Here is an 18,208-nt window from a genome sequence, read left to right on the forward strand (position 1 = left end):
CCTGTGCATGACCTCGGACACGCGTGTGGTGGTGATCGGCGCCGGTCTCGCGGGCACGCGGCTCGCCCGGCGGCTCGGTGAGCTGGGCACACCCGCGCTGCTCGTCGGGGAGGAGGCGCACCCGCCGTACAACCGGGTGCTGCTCGCCGACGTGCTGGCCGGACGGTACGGCCCGGAGGTGATCACCCTCCCCTCCCCCGGCGACCTGGTGCGCGCCCGGATCACCGGCATCGACCGCGCCGCCCGCCTGCTGCACCGCGCCGGCGGACCGCCGATCGGCTACGGCACGCTGGTCCTGGCCACCGGCTCCAACCCGGTGCTGCCGCCGCTGCACGGGCTGCGCGGCGACGACGGCCGGCTCCCCGGGGGTGTCCACGCGTTCCGCACCCTGGACGACTGTCTGGACCTGGCCGGGGCGGCACGGCCCGGCGCACGGGCGGTCGTCGTGGGCGGCGGGCTGCTCGGGGTGTCCGCGGCCCGCGCGCTGGCCGCGCGCGGCGTACGGGTGGTGCTGGCGCAGCAGGCCGAGCGGCTGATGGAGCGCCGGCTCGACCCGGACGCGTCCGCGCTGGTGCGGCGGCACCTGACGGACCTCGGCATCGAGGTGCACACCGAGTGCCGGGTGCGGGACGTGCGCCGCGCCGGCGGGGCCGTGCGCGCGGTGGAGCTGGCGGACGGATATGTCCTCGACACCGACCTCGTGGTCCTCGCCTGCGGGGTACGGCCCCGTACCGGCCTCGCGGAACGGGCGGGCCTCGCCGTCCGTGAGGGTGTCCTCGTCGACGACCGCCTGCGCACCTCCGACCCGCGCGTCCACGCCATCGGCGACTGCGCGCGGCACGCCGGCACGCTCTACGGCCTCGCCGCCCCGGCCCTCGAACAGGCCGACGTGCTGGCCCAGTTCCTGGCCGGGGACACCGGCGCCCGCTACACCGGCACCCGCTCCCTCACCCGCCTGACCCTCTCCGGCCCCGGCCCCGGCTCCCCCCTCGGCCTGGCCTCCTCCGGCCCCACCCCCCTCGACGCCGGCCCCCTCGATCTCGCCGCCTTCGGCCGGGCCGAGGCCCGCCCCGGTGACGACGTCGTACGGCTCACCGACGCCACCCGGGGCACCTACCGCAAGCTCCTCGTCCGCCACGACCGCCTGGTCGGCGGTGTCCTGGTCGGCGACCTCGGCGCCGTCGGCGCGCTCGCCCGCGCCTGGGAGGGCACGGAGCCGCTCCCCGCGGACGGCGGCCCGCTGCTGCACCTGCTCACCCTCGACGGAGGCTCCTGATGCCCGCGAACGCACCTGCCTGGGACCGGCCCCGCCCCACGATCGTGCTCGTCGGCCATGGCATGGTCGGCCAGCGCTTCCTCGAAGCGCTCGCCGAGCACGGCCTGACCGCCACGCACCGCGTGGCCGTGCTGTGCGAGGAACCGCGCCCGGCGTACGACCGGGTCCGGCTCACCTCGTACTTCGCGGGCCGTTCGCCCGCCGAACTCTCCCTGACCGAACCCGGGTTCATCGCCGCCCACGGCATCGAACTGCACGTCGGCGACCCGGCGGTGGCCGTCGACCGCGCGGCACGGACGGTGACCGCCCGCTCGGGAATGGTCCTCGGCTACGACGTCCTCGTGCTGGCCACCGGCTCGTACCCCTTCGTGCCCCCGGTCCCGAACAAGGACGCCGAGGGCTGCTTCGTCTACCGCACGATCGAGGACCTCCTCGCGATCGAGGAGTACGCGAAGTCGAGGGCGAGGACCGGCGCTGTGGTCGGCGGGGGGCTGCTCGGCCTGGAGGCGGCCGGCGCGCTCAAGGACCTCGGACTCGCCACCCACATCGTGGAGTTCGCGCCGCGCCTGATGCCCGTACAGGTGGACGAGGGCGGTGGCGCGGCGCTGCTGCGCACCGTCGAGGGCCTGGGCCTGACCGTGCACACGGGCGTGGGGACGCGGGAGATCACCGTCGGCGAGGACGGCGCGGTCACCGGCATGCGGCTGTCCGACGACTCCGAACTCGCCGTCGGCATGGTCGTGTTCAGCGCCGGCGTCCGGCCCCGTGACCAGTTGGCCCGCGACTGCGGCCTGGCGGTCGGCGAGCGCGGCGGCATCGCCGTCGACGAGCGGTGCCGTACGGTCACCGACCCCCGCGTGTTCGCGATCGGCGAGTGCGCGCTGGCGGCGGACGGCCGGGTGTACGGCCTGGTCGCCCCGGGGTACGAGCAGGCGGAGACGGCCGCCTCGGCGATCACCGGCGACGCGGGCGGCTCGGACGTCGCGGACGGGCAGCGGTCGTTCACCGGCGCCGACCTGTCCACCAAGCTGAAGCTGCTCGGCGTGGACGTGGCGTCCTTCGGGGACGCGCACGGCACCACCGAGGGCTGCCTGGACGTCGTCTACTCCGACTCCCGCGCGGGCCTGTACAAGAAGCTGGTCATCGGCGCGGACGGCACGCTGCTCGGCGGCGTCCTGGTCGGCGACGCGGAGGCGTACGGCACGCTGCGCGCCCTCACCGGCTCGGTCCCGCCGCTCGCCCCCGAGTCGCTGGTCCTGCCGGCGGACGCCGGCGCGCCGGACCGGCTCGGCCCCTGCGCACTGCCGGACGGGGCGGTCGTCTGCTCGTGCCACAACGTCTCCAAGGGCACGATCCGCAGCGCGGTCACCGACCACGGGTGCACGACCGTGCCCGAGGTGAAGAAGTGCACCAAGGCCGGTACGGGATGCGGCAGTTGCGTCAAGGTGCTCGGCGAACTGGTCACCGCCGAGCTGGCGGCGTCCGGCGTCGAGGCCGACCCGGGCCTGTGCGGCTGCTTCGCGCGGACCCGCGAGGAGCTGTACGAGATCGTCCTGGCCCTGCGCCTCACCACCTACCGGGACCTCCTCGACCGGTACGGCCGCGAGGACGCCCGGGGCGGCGAAGGCTGCGAGGTCTGCAAGCCGGCCGTCGCCTCGGTCATCGCCTCCCTCGCCCCGGCGATCGGCGCGAGCGGCCACGTCCTGGACGGCGAGCAGGCCGCCCTCCAGGACAGCAACGACCACTTCCTCGCCAACCTCCAGAGGAACGGCTCGTACTCGGTCGTGCCGCGCGTCCCCGGCGGGGAGATCACCCCGCAGGGGCTGATCGTGATCGGTGAGATCGCCCGCGACTTCGGCCTCTACACAAAGATCACCGGCGGCCAGCGCATCGACATGTTCGGCGCCCGCGTCGAACAACTCCCCCTGATCTGGACCAGGTTGGTGGAGGCGGGCTTCGAGTCCGGGCACGCGTACGGCAAGGCCCTGCGCACGGTGAAGTCCTGCGTGGGGCGCACCTGGTGCCGCTACGGCGTCCAGGACTCCGTGCGCATGGCCATCGACCTGGAGCTGCGCTACCGGGGCCTGCGTTCCCCGCACAAGCTGAAGTCGGCGGTGTCGGGCTGCGCCCGCGAGTGCGCCGAGGCCCGGTCGAAGGACTTCGGCGTGATCGCCACCGCCCAGGGCTGGAACCTGTACGTCGGCGGCAACGGCGGCGCGACCCCACGCCACGCGGACCTGCTGGCGCAGGACCTGGACGACACCGCGCTGGTCCGCCTGATCGACCGGTTCCTGATGTTCTACATCCGCACCGCGGACCGCCTGGAGCGCACCTCGGCCTGGCTGGAGCGGATTCCGGGCGGCCTGGACCACGTCCGGGACGTGGTGGTGGAGGACTCCCTGGGCATCTGCGCGGAGCTGGAGGCGCTGATGGCGGCCCACGTGGCGCACTACCGCGACGAGTGGGCGGCGACCCTCGAAGACCCCGGGAAGCTGGCCCGGTTCGTGTCCTTCGTCAACGCTCCCGGCACCCCCGACCCGGTCGTCGGCTTCGTCCCCGAGCGCGGCCAGATCAAGCCCGACCTGCCCCTGCTGGCCCTCGGCCGCCCGCCGCGGACCCCCGACTCCGCCGGAGCCGGGCAGACCCCCCTCCTGGAAGGAAGCGCCCGGCGATGACCCTGGTGACCCTGGCACCCGAGACGACCGGCGGCACGGTCCAGGTCCTGGTGGCGGACGTCTGGTTCCCGGTCTGCGACCTGCGGCTGCTGCTCCCCGGCCGGGGCGTCGCCGCGCTCCTGCCCGACGGCCGCCAGGCCGCCCTGTTCCGGGACCGCCGGGGCGGGCTGTACGCCGTCGACAACCGCGACCCGTTCACCGGCGCGGCGGTGCTCTCCCGCGGCCTGACCGGAACCCATCGGGGCCGCCCCTTCGTGGCCTCGCCCCTGCTGAAGCAGCGCTTCGACCTGGGGACGGGGCAGTGCCTGGACGACGAGTCCGTACGGATCGCCGTGTACGAGGTGCGCCCCGTGCCACCGGCCGGTCCGACCGACACCGGCGCCGACGCCAGTACCGGCACCGGCACCGGCACCGGCACCGGCACCAACCTCATGGTGCACACGTGCGAGTGACTGGTGATCGCCAGAACCGTTTCCGCAGGCAGCAACCCCGTAACGTGTCCGACATTCAGGCACAAATGACCCGTCGTACGCGACACGGCTCGCGCGCGGGTCTGCACACGAGGAGCTGTCCATGCGTGTCCGTCGTCTCGTCCCGACCGCCCTGGCCGCCATCTTGATGAGCGCCGCCGCCGGTGTCGTCACCGCCGCTCCGGTGGCCGCCGACCCCTGCGGCTTCTACAAGACCGGCTCCGACGCGTACTACAACCACTGCACCTCGGACGGCTCGCACGTCGTCATCAAGGTGCAGGTCGCGCTGGCCCCCGACTACGAGCGGTGTGTCGTCCCCGGCAACACGTGGCTCGGCGCCGCGAGCAAGATCCAGGGCGCGTACTACGTGGGCCGCACCTGCTGAACCCCGTCCGGCGTCGCGCCGACCGGGATCGATCTGCCGGACGCCGTTCGACGGCCGTCCGGCAGACGTCATTCGATCCCGGACCGCTCCACCCCCGCCACGATCCACCGCTGGAAGCACAGGAACACCAGCAGCAGCGGCAGGATCGACACGGCCGCCGCGATGAACAGCTCGTGCAGGCGCACGACTTGGGACGTGGTGAAGGAGGACAACGCGACCTGGACCGTCCAGGCGTCGCGGTCCTGTCCGATGACCAGGGGCCACAGGAAGGAGTTCCAGGCGCCGAGGAACACGATCGTGCCGACGGCCGCGAACACCGGGCGCGTGTTCGGTACGACCACCAGCCAGTACGTGCGCCAGGGCCCGAGCCCGTCGACCTGGGCCGCGTCCTCCAGCTCCCGGGGGAATCCGAGGAAGTACTGGCGGAAGACGAAGCAGGCGAACGCCGGGAACAGGGTCGGGACGATCAGGCCCCGGAGCGTGGAGATCCAGCCCAGTGACGACACCAGGACGAAGCTCGGCACGAAGGTGACGGCGGCGGGGACCAGCAGGGTGCCCAGGATGCCGTAGAAGACCTTGTTCGCGTGCCGGTAGGGGATGCGGGCGAGGCCGTAGCCGGCGAGGGAGGCGAGGAGCAGGGTGCCGAGCGTCGTCGCGACGGCGATCAGCGCGGAGTTGAGCAGGGAGCGGGCGAACGGGACGGAGGTGTCGTCGAACAGCTCCCGGACGTTGCCCCAGCGCACCGTGTGCGGAAGGAAGGTCCAGTCGGGAGAGGTGATCTCCCGCTCGCTCGCCAGGCCGTTGCGGACCAGCAGGTAGAAGGGGATCAGGAAGAGCAGCGCGAGCGCGACGAGCACGGCCACGCGCAGCGCGCGCCCGGCCCGCACCAGGGCGTCATCCATCGGCGTCCGTCCTTCCCAGCCTCAGCCACCGCGCCTGCCCCAGCGTGACGACGGCGATGACCAGCGCGAGGATCACCGCGCCCGCGCTGCCCGCGCCGAGGTTCTGCCCCTGCCCGAGGGCGGTGTAGTAGAGGTAGACGAGCGGCGGGCGGGCGTAAGGCGGGTAACCGCGGGCGTCGGAGAGCAGGTTGTAGAACTCGTCGAAGGCCTGGAAGGCGTTGATGACGAGCAGCAGCACCACCGCGACGGAGGTGGCGCGCAGCTGGGGCAGGGTGATGTGCCGCAGCACGGTCCAGCCGGGCCGGGCCCCGTCCACGGCGGCCGCCTCGTACAGCACGGGGTCGATGCGTTGCAGCCCGGCGAGGAACAGGATCATGTAGAAGCCGGCCTGGAGCCAGAGCCGTACGGTGACGATGACCAGCCAGTACCAGGGTGGTTCGGTGGTGGACAGCCAGGCGACGGAATCGCCGCCGAACCAGCCCAGCACCGTGTTGACCAGCCCGAACCGCACCCCGCTGAAGAGGGACATCTTCCAGATGAGCGCCGCGACGACGTAGCTGCACGCGGCCGGCAGGAAGAACACGGACCGGAAGAAGGCCCGGGCCCGGCGCAGGCGGTTGACCATCAGGGCGAGCGAGAGGGACACGAGGTAGGTGACGGGCACGATGAAGGCGGTGAAGACGAGGAAGGTCTTCAGGCTGCCGGTGAAGGCGTCGTCGCGCAGCATCGCGGTGTAGTTGTCCAGGCCGACGAAGCGCGTGGGCGTGACGGTGTTGTGCGCGTCGAAGAAGCTCAGTCCGACGCTCCACAGCAGGGGCACGTAGGTGAACAGGGCGAGCCCGAGGGCGAAGGGCCCGACGAACACCCAGAACCACAGCGCCCGTCCGCGCCTCACGGCTTCTTCTTCACGCGGTCGAGTTCGGCCGACACCTTCCGTACGACGCCCCGCAGTTCACTCTCGGGACTCGCGCCGCTCTTGATGATCCGGCTCAGCGCGTCCTGGTAGGCGGTCTGGCCTGCCGGGGTCCACAGCAGGGGCTGGGCGTGCCCGTGGTCGGTGGTGAAGCGGACCGCGTCGGCCGCCGCACCCGTACGCAGCTTGGCCGCCTTCTTGGCGAGGGAGATCCGGGCGGGGATGTGGAAGCCGTAGGAGAGGGCGAAGTCCTCCTGGTAGTCGGTGCGTTCGACCCACAGCCACTTCACGAAGTCCTTGGCCGCCTGCCGGTGCCTGCCGCGCGCGCTGACGGCGGCACCGTACGCGCCGACGGGAACGGCGGCCCGGCCGTGCGCCCCGTCCGCCGGGAACGGCAACACCCCGAAGTCGTCGCCGAGTTCCTTCTGGATCTGCGGCAGCGCCCACAGCCCCGACCACTGCATGGCGGTGAGTCCCTGGAGGAAGGCCGACGGGTCCGACCAGTCGGCGGGTGCGCCGAGGAGGAGGGACTTGTCGGCGTAGAAGCGGCGCAGCTTGCCGAGGGTGCGGGCGGCGGCGGGATCGTCGAAGCCGACCTTGCCGTCCTCGGTGACGAGCTGGAGTCCGGCCGCGTAGAGGGGAGTTCCGCCGAGGACGCCGGCCCCTCCGTCATTCCCGAGGAACAGCCCCTTCACCTTGCCGCTGGTCAGCTTCCTCGCGGCGTCGACGAGCGCGTCCAGGGTGGTCGGCGGCTCGACTCCGGCGTCCTTGAGCAGGCTCTTGCGGTAGTAGAGCATCTGCATGTCGACGACCTGCGGGATGCCCCAGATCTTCCCGTCGTACGTCTTCGGCGTGAGCACGGCCGGGTTGAAGTCGTCCTTCACGCCGTCCAGCAGGTCGGTGAGGTCGACGACCTGGCCGCCCTGGATCTGGTCGAGCGTGGGCCCGTTGACCTCGAAGACGTCCGGCCCCGCGTCGGTGAGCAGCGCGGCGGCGGTCTGCTGGTCGAAGTCGCCGGGCCGCCACTGCACCTTGACGTCGGCCTTCTTGTAGGCGGCGGCATACCGCTCGACCGCCTGCTCGGTCCCGGCCTCCCCGTACTGGTGGTACCACTGCGACAGCACGGGCCCGGACCCGCCGCCTCCGTCACTCCCGCCACGCCCGGTGTTGGACCCACAGGCGGTGAGCAACCCCGCCCCCACGCCCGCACCCAACAGCACCCTGCGGCTCATCGTCATCTGTGCCCCCTGACGCTCGTCATCGACACACGGCTCAACGATCAACCATGGAGGACGATTGCGAAAGGGGGGTTGCGGCCGTGTGTCACACGTCAGTGATCCGTGGCCGGCCCGGCCGCGTCGTCCGGGGGCGATCCGGCCGCGTCGTCCGGGGGCGGTCCGGGTTGCATGTAGAGGATGTCGCGGGCCTGCTCCGCGGCGCGGGCCAGGGCTTCGGAGACGAAGTCGACGAAGCGGGCGATGTTCTCGAGGCGGGTGGCGGCGGGGGTGTGGGGTCCGAGGACGCTGACGCCCTGCCGGGCGGTCGCGGCGAGCTGGGAGTTGGACCGGGCGGCGCTCATCATCGACTGGTAGAAGACGTCGGCGTCGACGACGTAGCGCTCGCGTCGGCGTTCGTCGCGTTCACGGCGGATGAGGCCCTGGCTCTCCAGGAACGTGGTCGCCTTGGAGATGGACGCCGGGCTGACCTGGAGGCGCTGGACGAGTTCGGACGCGGTCAGGCTGCCGGCGTCGGTGGTGTAGAGGCAGGTCAGCACCCTCGACATCATCTTGGGCAGGCCCTGTTGCATGAGGAGCGTGGTGAACGCCTCTCCGTACTCGCGAACGGCTTCGGCGTCGCGTCCGTGCGCCTGCGGGGGCGCCTCCGGCTCCCGGGGTACCGCCTGCCTGCGCCGGTGGGCGCGGCGCTCGGTGGCGCGGTGGGCGAGGTCGGCGCGGTAGGCGAGCGGACCGCCGTTGCGCATGACCTCGCGCGTGACGGTCGAGGTGGGGCGGTCGAGACGCCGGGCGATCTCCGCGTAGGCGAGCCCGTCGGCCAGCCCCAGCGCGATCTGCTGACGTTCCTGCTGGGTGAGTCTGCCTCCCGGCATCGCGCCCTCCTTCATGGTCCGTGGCGTGGCCGACTATAGCGTTCACTCCAGCTCATTGCGACGAGCGGGCTGCATCCTGTTGCGTTAGAAACACAGCCGTTGCAACATTTTCCCCGTCTTCACCTGCCCTGATGGGGATTTCGCGCAACAACCCTGTTCCCAGATCCATAAAGGCAACGTAGCGTTTCCCATGTCAGAAAGAAGAGCGCGCGACACAGACAAAGGAGAGCACGATGCAGAAGTTCGACACCCCCGCCCCGATCTCCGCCGTCCTGGACATCCCCGCCGGACGCGTCCAGTTCATCGCCGCCGACCGGACGAACACCACCGTCGAGGTCCGGCCCGCCAACCCCTCCAAGAGCCGTGACGTGAAGACCGCCGAGAAGACCACCGTCACCTGCGGCGACGGCGTCCTGCGGATCACGGCCCAGGCCCCCGACAACAAGCTCCTCGGCCCCTCCGGATCCGTGGAGGTCACCGTCCAGCTGCCCGCCGGCTCCCACGTCGAGGGCAGGACCGGCGGCGCCGAACTGCGCGGCGTCGGACGGCTCGGCGACGTCGTCTTCGAGGGCGCGTACCGGCAGATCAAGATCGACGAGGCCGCGAGCGTCCGCCTCACCGCCCACGACGGCGACATCGAGGTCGGCCGGCTGAACGGCCCCGCGCAGATCAGCACCGCCAGGGGCGACATCAGCATCGCCGAGGCCACACGCGGCGCGGTCGTGCTCAGCACCCAGTCCGGCGACATCTCGGTCACCGCCGCCCCCGGCGTCTCCGCCGCCCTGGACGCCGGCACCGCTCACGGCCGTGTCAGCAACTCCCTGAAGAACGACGGCACCGCCGAGCTCGACATCCGCGCCACCACCTCCCAGGGCGACATCACCGCCCGCAGCCTGTAAAGCCCCCGCTGTCCTCGAAGGAGCACTTCTCATGACCGATCCGGCCATCGCGGCGACCGGGCTGCGCAAGTCCTACGGCGACAAGACCGTCCTCGACGGCATCGACCTGACCGTCGCGGAAGGCACGGTCTTCTCGCTGCTCGGCCCGAACGGCGCCGGCAAGACCACCGCCGTGAAGATCCTCTCCACCCTCATCACGCCCGACCCCGGCAGCGGCCCGGTCCGGGTCGGCGGCCACGACCTCGCCACCCGGGCACCGGCCGTGCGCGCGGCGATCGGTGTCACGGGACAGTTCTCCGCCGTCGACGGACTGATCACGGGCGAGGAGAACATGCTCCTCATGGCGGACCTGCACCACCTGCCCAGGCAGGAGGGGCGGCGCATCGCCGGCGAACTGCTGGAGCGCTTCGACCTGACCGAGGCGGCGAAGAAGCCCGCCTCCACCTACTCCGGCGGCATGAAGCGGCGTCTGGACCTCGCGATGACGCTGGTCGGCAGCCCGCGGATCATCTTCCTCGACGAGCCCACCACCGGCCTCGACCCGCGCAGCCGCCACAACATGTGGCAGATCATCCGCGAGCTCGTCACCGACGGCGTCACCGTCTTCCTCACCACCCAGTACCTGGAGGAAGCAGACCAGCTCGCCGACCGCATCGCGGTCCTCAACAACGGGAAGATCGCCGCCGAAGGCACCGCCGAGGAACTCAAGCGGATCGTCCCCGGCGGACACGTCCGCCTCCGCTTCACCGACCCCACCGCCTACCGCGACGCCGCCTCCGCGCTGAGCGAGGCCCCCCGCGACGACGACGCCCTCACCCTGCAGCTCCCCAGCGACGGCAGCCAGCGCGAACTGCGCTCCATCCTCGACCGGCTCGACTCCGCCGGTATCGAAGCGGACGAACTGACCGTGCACACCCCCGACCTGGACGACGTGTTCTTCGCCCTCACCGACACCGTCCCCGCCCAGTCCAGCCAGTCCAAGGAGACCGTCCGATGAGCTCCCTCTCCCTCGCCGTCCGCGACTCGGGCACGATGCTGCGCCGCAACCTCCTGCACGCCCGCCGCTACCCGTCGCTGACCCTGAACCTGCTGCTCACCCCGGTCATGCTCCTGCTGCTGTTCGTGTACATCTTCGGCGACGCGATGAGCGGCGGCGCGGGCCGCTCCGCCTACATCGCCTACATCGTCCCCGGCATCCTGCTCATGACCATCGGCTCCACCACCGTCGGCACCGCCGTCTCCGTCTCCACCGACATGACCGAAGGCATCATCGGCCGCTTCCGCACCATGGCCATCCACCGCGGCTCCGTCCTCATCGGACACGTCATCGGCAGCGTCCTGCAGTCGATCATGAGTGTGGTCCTCGTCGGCGCGGTCGGCGTGGCCATCGGCTTCCGCTCCACCGACGCCACCGTCCTGGAATGGCTCGCCGCCTTCGGCCTGCTCACCCTCTTCGCCCTGGCCTTCACCTGGATCGCCGTCGGCATGGGCCTGGGCAGCCCCAACGCCGAAGCCGCCGGAAACAGCGCCATGCCGCTGATCCTGCTGCCCCTCATCTCCAGCGCCTTCGTCCCCCTCCACACCATGCCCGGCTGGTTCCAGCCCATCGCCAAGTACCAGCCCTTCACCCCCGCCATCGAAACCCTCCGCGGCCTCCTCCTCGGCACCCACATCGGCAACAACGGATGGCTCGCCATCGGCTGGTGCGTCGCCCTCACCGCCCTCGGCTACCTCTGGTCCCAGGCCCAGTTCAACCGCGACCCCAAATAACCACCACACCCCCCGTGTACGCGACGGGACTGTTCGCCGAGGAGCGAGCGGCGACACGCAGAGGGCGGCACCCCCGCACAGGGTGCCGCCCTCTTCTTTGCCTGCCTCGTGGCAGAAGGAGACGATTACGAGGGTGTCTTCTTCAGAGCTTCGACGAAGGGAGTGAAGGCCTCGGCCGGGATGGTGACAGTTGCCCTGTCCGGGGCTTTGGAGTCACGGATGGCTATACGGGTGGGCCGGGTGGCGATTTCCACGCAGTTATTGCCGTCGCCGCCACCGGAGTAGGACGACTTCCGCCAGTTGTCGGGAGTGTTCACGGGGTGTCTCACAGGTCCTTGACCATTCGGTGGATGAAGTCACGCGAGCGCGTGGGATCGAGTGACACAGCTTCCACCCTACGGAAGAGCGTTCGAAAGACTTCGAGTTGAGCCTCGGCATCGATGAATCCGGTTCCGTGAGGCGCATCGCGTACGGCGGTGTCCAGTTTGGGCACCGTACCGCCCGCCAGCATCATGGGGCTCCAGGCCGCCCCGAAGCCGTCCAGGTCGAAGGGGATGACGCGCAAGGTGATGTGGTCCGCCCCGGAAAGCTCCAGGACACGGAGAAGTTGGGCCCGAGACGTAGCTCGGTCACCGACTCGGATGCGCAGTGCCGCCTCATGGATGACGGCCTCGTACGGGATGGGTTGAGGGCCCACGAGGATCACCTTGCGCTGCATGCGATGACGGACGCGCAGTTCCAGCTCTTCCTCGGGAAGCTCGGGGACCCTGGAGGCAAAGGCGGCGCGAGCGTACTCCGGCGTCTGAAGCAGCCCCGGAATGAACAGAAACTCCGCGTCACGTCGGTATGTGGAGTGGTGCTCCAGCTCCGCCAGGTCGAGGAACGGCGCGGGCAGACACTCGCGATACTCCTCCCACCAACCCCGCGTACGGTCGGTCGCCATAGCCGCCAGGGCATCGATCAGCTCACCGTCGAAACAGGAGTAGTTGACGGCGAGGCAACGCAGTCGCTTCTCGCTCACGCCCGCGAGGCCGGCTTCAATCTGGCTGATCTGCGGGGCACTCACACCGAGAAGCGCCGCCGCCTCCCTGGCGGTGAGCCCCGCCGCGTCACGGAGCCTTCGGAGCTCGACCGCAAGACGCATCTGGCGTGCAGTCGGTTCACTTCTCAATGCCATGACCGCCCCTTCCAACCACCCTGCAGGGCTTACTCGTTCGGGGGCAGATTACGCGACCTGCTTGCAGAACCTAAACAATGCGACCTACCGTCGGTGACGTAGCGCACACGTAGCGGAAGCGCACCGCGTCGTCCTGCCATGACGACTGCGGCAATGCCACCGCGCGCCGGAATCCCCACTCTCACTGATTCGGAGCTGCCGCATGCCCGAAACCTGGGACTACACCCTCTACATCCCCAACGACCTCAGAGCGGTCACGGTATGCCGCCGCACTCTGCGCCTGATCCTGACGATGCACGGTCTGATCGGCCTGACGGACACCGCCGAACTCCTCGCGACGGAGCTGGTCTCCAACGCCGTACGGCACACGAAGGGGCCGGCCGCGCTGAGGGTGCGCCGGACGGCGGAGGGGGTGATCTGGATCGGCGCGTGGGACACGGACCCGGGCCCGCCGGAGCCGCCGCGTCCGCTGGAGCAGGTCACGGACCTGGAGGACGGCCGAGGCCTCGCACTGGTCCGCGCCTGCGCCGACCTGTGGGGCTGGCAGCCGTCGGCCCGCTTCGGTAACCGGGGGAAGTTCGTGTGGTGCGAACTGGAGGCCGCGTGATGGTCGGCTCACCGCACGAGGCCCTGCACCGGATCTCTCGGCCATGACACACGGGCGTGGCCCGCAGGCCGCCGCCATACTGAAACCCCTGGCATCCGCCCTGCGGACCATCGACCCCGACAGCGCCGCCGTCCTCGCCCAATTCGTCGACTCCTGCCTGACCGACCCCCAGGCACAGCAGCAGTGGAGGGAACTGATGACAGCCATCCAGTACTTCTGGCGCCACCCCCTCGCCGAACAGGTACGCGAGGAAGGCCGGGAGCAAGGCCGTGAGGAGGGGCGGCTGGAGGACCGCCGGAAGATGGTCCTCCATGTCCTCGAATGGCGCGGCATCCCCGTCCCCGACGCCGTCCGCGAGCAGGTGACCGCCTGCACGGATCTCGACCGGCTGGAGATCTGGGCCCAACGGGCCGTCCACGCCACCGACGCGTCGGACCTGTTCGCCGGGGAGTGACAGACGCACGCCGAGGGGCGGCACCCCCGCACAGGGTGCCGCCCCTCCTCTTTCGTGCTCCGGAGACGTCGTCGATCGGTGTTGAGGGTCGGGGACCGACGACGGCTCCGGGGCTCGGGTGGGCGGCGCCCCCGCACAGGGTGCCGCCCGGCAGGGCTCAGCGGTGGTCGCTGCCCTCGGACTGGGTTGCCGCGCGGCCGGCCTCCAGGCGGGCGACCGGGATGCGGAACGGGGAGCAGGAGACGTAGTCCAGGCCGACCTCGTGGAAGAAGTGGACGGACTCGGGGTCGCCGCCGTGCTCGCCGCAGACGCCGAGCTTGAGGTCGGGGCGGGTGGCGCGGCCGGCCTGGACGGCCGACTTGACCAGCGCGCCGACGCCGTCCTTGTCGATCGTCTCGAACGGCGACACCCCGAAGATGCCCTTCTCCAGGTACGCCGTGAAGAAACTCGCCTCCACGTCGTCGCGGGAGAAGCCCCACACCGTCTGGGTCAGGTCGTTCGTGCCGAAGGAGAAGAACTCGGCGGCTTCCGCGATCTGGCCCGCCGTCAGCGCGGCGCGCGGCAGTTCGATCATCGTGCCGATCGCCAGCTTCAGGCGGACACCCGTCCTCGCCTCGACCTCGGCGATGACCTGGTCGGCCTCCTCGCGGACGATCTCCAGCTCCTGGACGGTACCGACGAGCGGGATCATGATCTCCGCGCGCGGGTCGGCCTTGGCCGTCTTGCGCTCGGCGGCCGCCTCGGCGATCGCGCGGACCTGCATGGTGAACAGGCCGGGGATGACCAGGCCGAGGCGCACGCCGCGCAGGCCCAGCATCGGGTTCTGCTCGTGCAGGCGGTGTACCGCCTGGAGCAGGCGCAGGTCGTTCTCGTGCGGCTCCTGCCGGGACTCGGCGAGGGCCACTCGGACCGACAGCTCGGTGATGTCGGGCAGGAACTCGTGCAGCGGCGGGTCGAGGAGACGGACCGTCACCGGGAGGCCGTCCATCGCCTCGAACAGCTCGACGAAGTCCTTCTTCTGGAGCGGCATCAGCTCCGCCAGGGCGGCCTCGCGCTCCTCCTGGGTGTCCGCGAGGATCAGCTTCTCGACCATCTCGCGGCGCTCGCCGAGGAACATGTGCTCGGTGCGGCACAGGCCGATGCCCTGGGCGCCGAAGCGGCGGGCGCGCAGCGCGTCCTCGGCGTTGTCGGCGTTGGCGCGCACCCTGAGGCGGCGCTTGCGGTCGGCGAAGGCCATCATGCGGTGCACGGCCTCGACCAGCTCGTCGGCGTCGTCGGCGCCCGGGTGCATGCGGCCCTCGAAGTACTCCACGACCGGGGAGGGGACGACCGGGACCTGGCCCAGGTAGACCTTGCCGGAGGAGCCGTCGATGGAGATGACGTCGCCCTCCTCGACCACGTGGCCGCCCGGCACGGTCATCCGGCGGCGCTTGGTGTCGACCTCCAGCTCCTCGGCGCCGCAGACACAGGTCTTGCCCATGCCGCGCGCGACGACGGCCGCGTGGGAGGTCTTGCCGCCGCGCGAGGTCAGGATGCCCTCGGCCGCGATCATGCCGTCGAGGTCGTCGGGGTTGGTCTCCCGGCGGACCAGGATGACCTTCTCGCCCGAGCGGGACCACTTCACGGCGGTGTACGAGTCGAAGACCGCCTTGCCGACCGCCGCGCCGGGCGAGGCCGCGATGCCGCGTCCGACCTGCTCGACCTTCGCGTCCTCGTCGAAGCGCGGGAACATCAGCTGGGCGAGCTGGGCGCCGTTGACGCGCTGGAGCGCCTCGGTCTCGTCGATCAGGCCCTGGTCCACCAGCTGGGTGGCGATGCGGAAGGCGGCACCGGCGGTGCGCTTGCCGACGCGGGTCTGGAGCATCCAGAGCTGGCCGCGCTCGATGGTGAACTCGATGTCGCAGAGATCCTTGTAGTGGTTCTCCAGGGTCTCCATGATCTGCATGAGCTGGTCGTACGACTTCTTGTCGATCGACTCCAGCTCCGCGAGCGGCACCGTGTTGCGGATGCCGGCGACGACGTCCTCGCCCTGCGCGTTCTGCAGGTAGTCGCCGTAGACGCCCTGGTGGCCGCTGGCGGGGTCGCGGGTGAAGGCGACGCCGGTGCCGGAGTCGGGGCCGAGGTTGCCGAACACCATGGAGCAGATGTTGACGGCCGTGCCGAGGTCGTGCGGGATGCGCTCCTGGCGGCGGTACAGCTTGGCGCGGTCACCGTTCCAGGAGTCGAAGACCGCCTTGACGGCGAGGTCCATCTGCTCGCGCGGGTCCTGCGGGAAGTCCCGGCCGGCCTCCTTCTTGACGATCTTCTTGAAGGTGGTGACCAGCTTCTTCAGGTCGGCGGCCTCCAGGTCGGTGTCGACCGTGACCTTCTTGGCCTCCTTGGCCCTGTCGAGGGCCTCCTCGAAGAGCTCGCCGTCGACGCCGAGCACGGTCTTGCCGAACATCTGGATCAGGCGGCGGTAGGAGTCCCACGCGAAGCGGTCGTCGCCGGCCTGCTTGGCCAGGCCCTGCACCGACTTGTCGGAGAGGCCGATGTTCAGGACGGTGTCCATCATGCCGGGCATGGAGAACTTGGCACCCGATCGCACCGAGACCAGCAGCGGGTCGTCGGCCTGGCCGAGCTTCTTGCCCATCTTCCGCTCGAGGGCGTCGAGATGCGCGCTCACCTCGTCACGCAGTGCCGCGGGCTCCTCGCCGCTGTCGAGGTAGACCTTGCAGGCCTCGGTGGTGATGGTGAAGCCGGGAGGTACCGGCAGGCCCAGGTTGGTCATCTCGGCGAGGTTGGCACCCTTGCCGCCGAGGAGGTCCTTGAGGTCCCTGTTGCCCTCGGTGAAGTCGTAGACGAACTTCACGTCCTCAACGCTCTGGCCCTGCTGGGTGACCTGAGGATCTTTGTTTTCCGACACGGGTCTCGACTCCTTGAGGCCGCGGTGGCTGCCCTGACGGCCAGGAACATACCCAGATCAAAGGCATCTTGGTACATCCACTTGTGCGTCATGAGCCTGTAACCGGTCGTCCGCCACAGGATCGAAAGTCACGGCTCGGCAAGCCGACAGGCCGTCTTGTGTTCACTTCTTGAACGAATCGCCACCCATGAGGGCTAGAAACCGCTCAGGTGAGCAGGGTTTGCCGCGTCTGAGTTCGATCGATGAACGATCAAACCGTGGCACTGAGTGCCAGCCATTGGAGAAGTGCAGCCGCCCGCATTCCGCTCATCTGAGCGCAACCCTTATCAGGGGTGGCGAGAATCACGCTGCCACAGGCCGCCCGTTTCCACCATGCGGACCGCTCCCGAGACGGGAAACACGAGGAAACGCGCCCGTCACACCCCGAGCGCCGACAGCCGCTCCTCCACCCGCTCCGGCGCGTACAGGTGCTCCACGACCATGGCCCCGGCCCCGGTCAGCGCGGCCCGCTCGCCCAGCCGGGAGGTGACGACGTCCAGGTGGGCCGTGGAACGGGGCAGCGCCCGCTGGTAGAGCAGTTCCCGCACACCGGTCAGGAAGGGGGTTCCGGCCAGGTCGCCCGCGATCATCAGCACACCCGGGTTGAGCAGGGTCACCACGGTCGCCAGGACGTCCCCGACCTGGCGGCCGGCCTCCCGGGCCAGCGCCGCGGCCTCGGGGTGCCCCGCGGCCAGCAGGTCCCGTACGTCCGAGCCGGACGCGGCCGGCACCCCCGCCTCGGCCAGCCGCCGGGCCACCGCGCCACCGCTGGCGACGGCGGCGAGACAGCCGTACGACCCGCACCGGCACAGGGCGTCGGTGCCCACGCGGATATGGCCGATGTCGCCCGCGCCGCCGTCGATCCCGCGGTAGATCGAGCCGTCGACCACGACCCCGGCGCCGATGCCGGTGGAGACCTTGACCAGGACGAAGGCCGAGCAGTCGGGGTGTCCGGCGCGCTGTTCGCCGTAGGCCATGAGGTTGGCGTCGTTGTCCACCAGGACCGGGACGGCGGGGGCGCCGGCACGCTCGCCGAACGCGCGGGAGAGGCGGCCCGTTATGTCGTAGCCGTCCCAGCCGGGCATCATCGGCGGCTGGACCACGCGGCCGGTCACGCTGTCCACCGGGCCCGGCACCGCGAGGCCGATCCCGCAGACCTCCCGCGGGTGGTGTCCGGCGAGGGTGAGCAACTCGGCGAACCAGCCGCCGAGTTCGCCCAGGACGGCCTCGGGTCCGTCCTCGATGACGAGGGTGCCGGCGTGTTCCGCGAGGATCTCGCCGGTCAGGGTGAGGACGGCCGCGCGGGCGTGCCGGGTGTCGAGGTCCGCGACGAGGACCACCGCGTGGGAGCCGTCGAACTCCAGGGTGAGGGAGGGGCGGCCGCCGAGCGGGGAGCCGACCGGGCCGCCCGCGCCCTCGCGCAGCCAGCCGGCCCGGAACAGCCGGTCGAGCCGCTGATGGACGGTGGCGCGGGAGAGTCCGGTGGCCTGCTGGAGCGCTCCGCGGGTGACCGCCCGCCCGCTGCGGACCAGTTCGAGCAGCTCACCCGCGGTGCCCTGGCCGCTGCTCCTGATGGTCCTTCCGGTCCCTGCGGTCCTGCCGGGCCGTCCGGTCATGCGCACCCCCTTG

Annotated in this window: 15 protein-coding genes and 2 pseudogenes; 9 read left to right on the top strand and 8 right to left on the bottom strand. The window is 70.8% G+C overall.

Annotation, left to right across the window (positions count from 1 at the left end; genetic code table 11):
- The first annotated feature begins 7 nt into the window (after positions 1–7).
- The 4 genes and pseudogenes from OIB37_RS12835 to OIB37_RS12850 all read left to right on the top strand — a co-directional run bounded on the left by OIB37_RS12835 (position 8) and on the right by OIB37_RS12850 (position 4,806).
- Positions 8–1,276, top strand: a complete 1,269-nt coding sequence (locus OIB37_RS12835) for an NAD(P)/FAD-dependent oxidoreductase (RefSeq protein WP_330457717.1) — start codon at positions 8–10, stop codon at positions 1,274–1,276.
- The gene (gene nirB / locus OIB37_RS12840; protein WP_330457718.1) at positions 1,276–3,951 is read left to right on the top strand and encodes a nitrite reductase large subunit NirB; all 2,676 of its coding nucleotides are present in this window, start codon (positions 1,276–1,278) and stop codon (positions 3,949–3,951) included. Before OIB37_RS12835 ends, nirB begins: the two co-directional genes overlap by 1 nt.
- Positions 3,952–3,956: 5 nt before the next feature.
- Positions 3,957–4,298, top strand: a pseudogene (gene nirD / locus OIB37_RS12845) (nitrite reductase small subunit NirD); the annotation flags it as partial.
- A gap of 226 nt (positions 4,299–4,524) precedes the next feature.
- A complete protein-coding gene (locus tag OIB37_RS12850; RefSeq protein WP_330457719.1) occupies positions 4,525–4,806 on the top strand; it encodes a DUF6355 family natural product biosynthesis protein in 282 nt (93 codons plus the stop codon).
- 68 nt (positions 4,807–4,874) lie between these two features.
- Here the strand turns inward: OIB37_RS12850 and OIB37_RS12855 are convergent, their stop codons facing one another.
- The 4 genes from OIB37_RS12855 to OIB37_RS12870 form a co-directional block, all read right to left on the bottom strand.
- Positions 4,875–5,708, bottom strand: a complete 834-nt coding sequence (locus OIB37_RS12855) for a carbohydrate ABC transporter permease (RefSeq protein WP_330457720.1) — start codon at positions 5,706–5,708, stop codon at positions 4,875–4,877.
- Entirely contained in the window at positions 5,701–6,603 is a 903-nt protein-coding gene (locus tag OIB37_RS12860; RefSeq protein WP_330457721.1) for a carbohydrate ABC transporter permease, read from the bottom strand. Before OIB37_RS12860 ends, OIB37_RS12855 begins: the two co-directional genes overlap by 8 nt.
- A complete protein-coding gene (locus OIB37_RS12865; RefSeq protein WP_330457722.1) occupies positions 6,600–7,859 on the bottom strand; it encodes an ABC transporter substrate-binding protein in 1,260 nt (419 codons plus the stop codon). Before OIB37_RS12865 ends, OIB37_RS12860 begins: the two co-directional genes overlap by 4 nt.
- A gap of 92 nt (positions 7,860–7,951) precedes the next feature.
- Positions 7,952–8,728 (bottom strand): helix-turn-helix domain-containing protein, encoded by a 777-nt coding sequence (locus OIB37_RS12870; protein ID WP_330457723.1) that lies wholly within the window; start codon positions 8,726–8,728, stop codon positions 7,952–7,954.
- 233 nt (positions 8,729–8,961) lie between these two features.
- Here OIB37_RS12870 and OIB37_RS12875 point away from each other — a divergent pair, with 233 nt between their 5' ends.
- From OIB37_RS12875 to OIB37_RS12885, 3 genes are read left to right on the top strand one after another with little or no spacing between them, the layout of a single operon-like run.
- Positions 8,962–9,627: a DUF4097 family beta strand repeat-containing protein gene (locus OIB37_RS12875; protein WP_330457724.1), complete on the top strand. Its 666-nt coding sequence runs from the start codon at positions 8,962–8,964 to the stop codon at positions 9,625–9,627.
- 31 nt (positions 9,628–9,658) lie between these two features.
- Entirely contained in the window at positions 9,659–10,624 is a 966-nt protein-coding gene (locus tag OIB37_RS12880; RefSeq protein ID WP_330457725.1) for an ATP-binding cassette domain-containing protein, read from the top strand.
- Positions 10,621–11,397, top strand: a complete 777-nt coding sequence (locus OIB37_RS12885) for an ABC transporter permease (RefSeq protein ID WP_330457726.1) — start codon at positions 10,621–10,623, stop codon at positions 11,395–11,397. Before OIB37_RS12880 ends, OIB37_RS12885 begins: the two co-directional genes overlap by 4 nt.
- A gap of 125 nt (positions 11,398–11,522) precedes the next feature.
- Here the strand turns inward: OIB37_RS12885 and OIB37_RS12890 are convergent, their stop codons facing one another.
- Positions 11,523–11,714 carry a DUF397 domain-containing protein gene (locus OIB37_RS12890; RefSeq protein ID WP_330461828.1) on the bottom strand — a complete coding sequence of 64 codons (192 nt, stop codon included), beginning with the start codon at positions 11,712–11,714 and terminating at the stop codon, positions 11,523–11,525.
- Between the two features lie 8 nt (positions 11,715–11,722).
- Positions 11,723–12,574: a helix-turn-helix domain-containing protein gene (locus OIB37_RS12895; protein ID WP_330457727.1), complete on the bottom strand. Its 852-nt coding sequence runs from the start codon at positions 12,572–12,574 to the stop codon at positions 11,723–11,725.
- A gap of 202 nt (positions 12,575–12,776) precedes the next feature.
- Between OIB37_RS12895 and OIB37_RS12900 the strand changes: the two genes are divergently transcribed.
- Both OIB37_RS12900 and OIB37_RS12905 read left to right on the top strand, forming a co-directional pair.
- On the top strand, positions 12,777–13,181 hold the full coding sequence (locus tag OIB37_RS12900; RefSeq protein ID WP_330457728.1) for an ATP-binding protein: 405 nt from the start codon (positions 12,777–12,779) through the stop codon (positions 13,179–13,181).
- Between the two features lie 22 nt (positions 13,182–13,203).
- Positions 13,204–13,635, top strand: a pseudogene (locus tag OIB37_RS12905) (hypothetical protein); the annotation flags it as partial.
- A 157-nt stretch (positions 13,636–13,792) separates the two neighbouring features.
- Here the strand turns inward: OIB37_RS12905 and ppdK are convergent.
- Both ppdK and OIB37_RS12915 read right to left on the bottom strand, forming a co-directional pair.
- On the bottom strand, positions 13,793–16,540 hold the full coding sequence (ppdK, locus tag OIB37_RS12910) for a pyruvate, phosphate dikinase (RefSeq protein ID WP_330457729.1): 2,748 nt from the start codon (positions 16,538–16,540) through the stop codon (positions 13,793–13,795).
- A 416-nt stretch (positions 16,541–16,956) separates the two neighbouring features.
- On the bottom strand, positions 16,957–18,195 hold the full coding sequence (locus tag OIB37_RS12915; RefSeq protein ID WP_330457730.1) for an ROK family transcriptional regulator: 1,239 nt from the start codon (positions 18,193–18,195) through the stop codon (positions 16,957–16,959).
- Positions 18,196–18,208: the final 13 nt, after the last annotated feature.

This window comes from Streptomyces sp. NBC_00820 (assembly GCF_036347055.1).
GTDB lineage: Bacteria > Actinomycetota > Actinomycetes > Streptomycetales > Streptomycetaceae > Streptomyces.

Excerpts from the sequence above, each read along its gene's own strand:
- nirB (WP_330457718.1), top strand. The coding sequence starts at position 1,276 with ATGCCCGCGAACGCACCTGCCTGGGACCGGCCCCGCCCCACGATCGTG.
- OIB37_RS12900 (WP_330457728.1), top strand. The coding sequence starts at position 12,777 with ATGCCCGAAACCTGGGACTACACCCTCTACATCCCCAACGACCTCAGA.
- OIB37_RS12865 (WP_330457722.1), bottom strand. The coding sequence starts at position 7,859 with ATGACGATGAGCCGCAGGGTGCTGTTGGGTGCGGGCGTGGGGGCGGGG.
- OIB37_RS12875 (WP_330457724.1), top strand. The coding sequence starts at position 8,962 with ATGCAGAAGTTCGACACCCCCGCCCCGATCTCCGCCGTCCTGGACATC.
- OIB37_RS12870 (WP_330457723.1), bottom strand. The coding sequence starts at position 8,728 with ATGCCGGGAGGCAGACTCACCCAGCAGGAACGTCAGCAGATCGCGCTG.
- OIB37_RS12850 (WP_330457719.1), top strand. The coding sequence starts at position 4,525 with ATGCGTGTCCGTCGTCTCGTCCCGACCGCCCTGGCCGCCATCTTGATG.
- OIB37_RS12855 (WP_330457720.1), bottom strand. The coding sequence starts at position 5,708 with ATGGATGACGCCCTGGTGCGGGCCGGGCGCGCGCTGCGCGTGGCCGTG.
- OIB37_RS12895 (WP_330457727.1), bottom strand. The coding sequence starts at position 12,574 with ATGGCATTGAGAAGTGAACCGACTGCACGCCAGATGCGTCTTGCGGTC.
- OIB37_RS12880 (WP_330457725.1), top strand. The coding sequence starts at position 9,659 with ATGACCGATCCGGCCATCGCGGCGACCGGGCTGCGCAAGTCCTACGGC.
- OIB37_RS12835 (WP_330457717.1), top strand. The coding sequence starts at position 8 with ATGACCTCGGACACGCGTGTGGTGGTGATCGGCGCCGGTCTCGCGGGC.
- OIB37_RS12915 (WP_330457730.1), bottom strand. The coding sequence starts at position 18,195 with ATGACCGGACGGCCCGGCAGGACCGCAGGGACCGGAAGGACCATCAGG.
- OIB37_RS12885 (WP_330457726.1), top strand. The coding sequence starts at position 10,621 with ATGAGCTCCCTCTCCCTCGCCGTCCGCGACTCGGGCACGATGCTGCGC.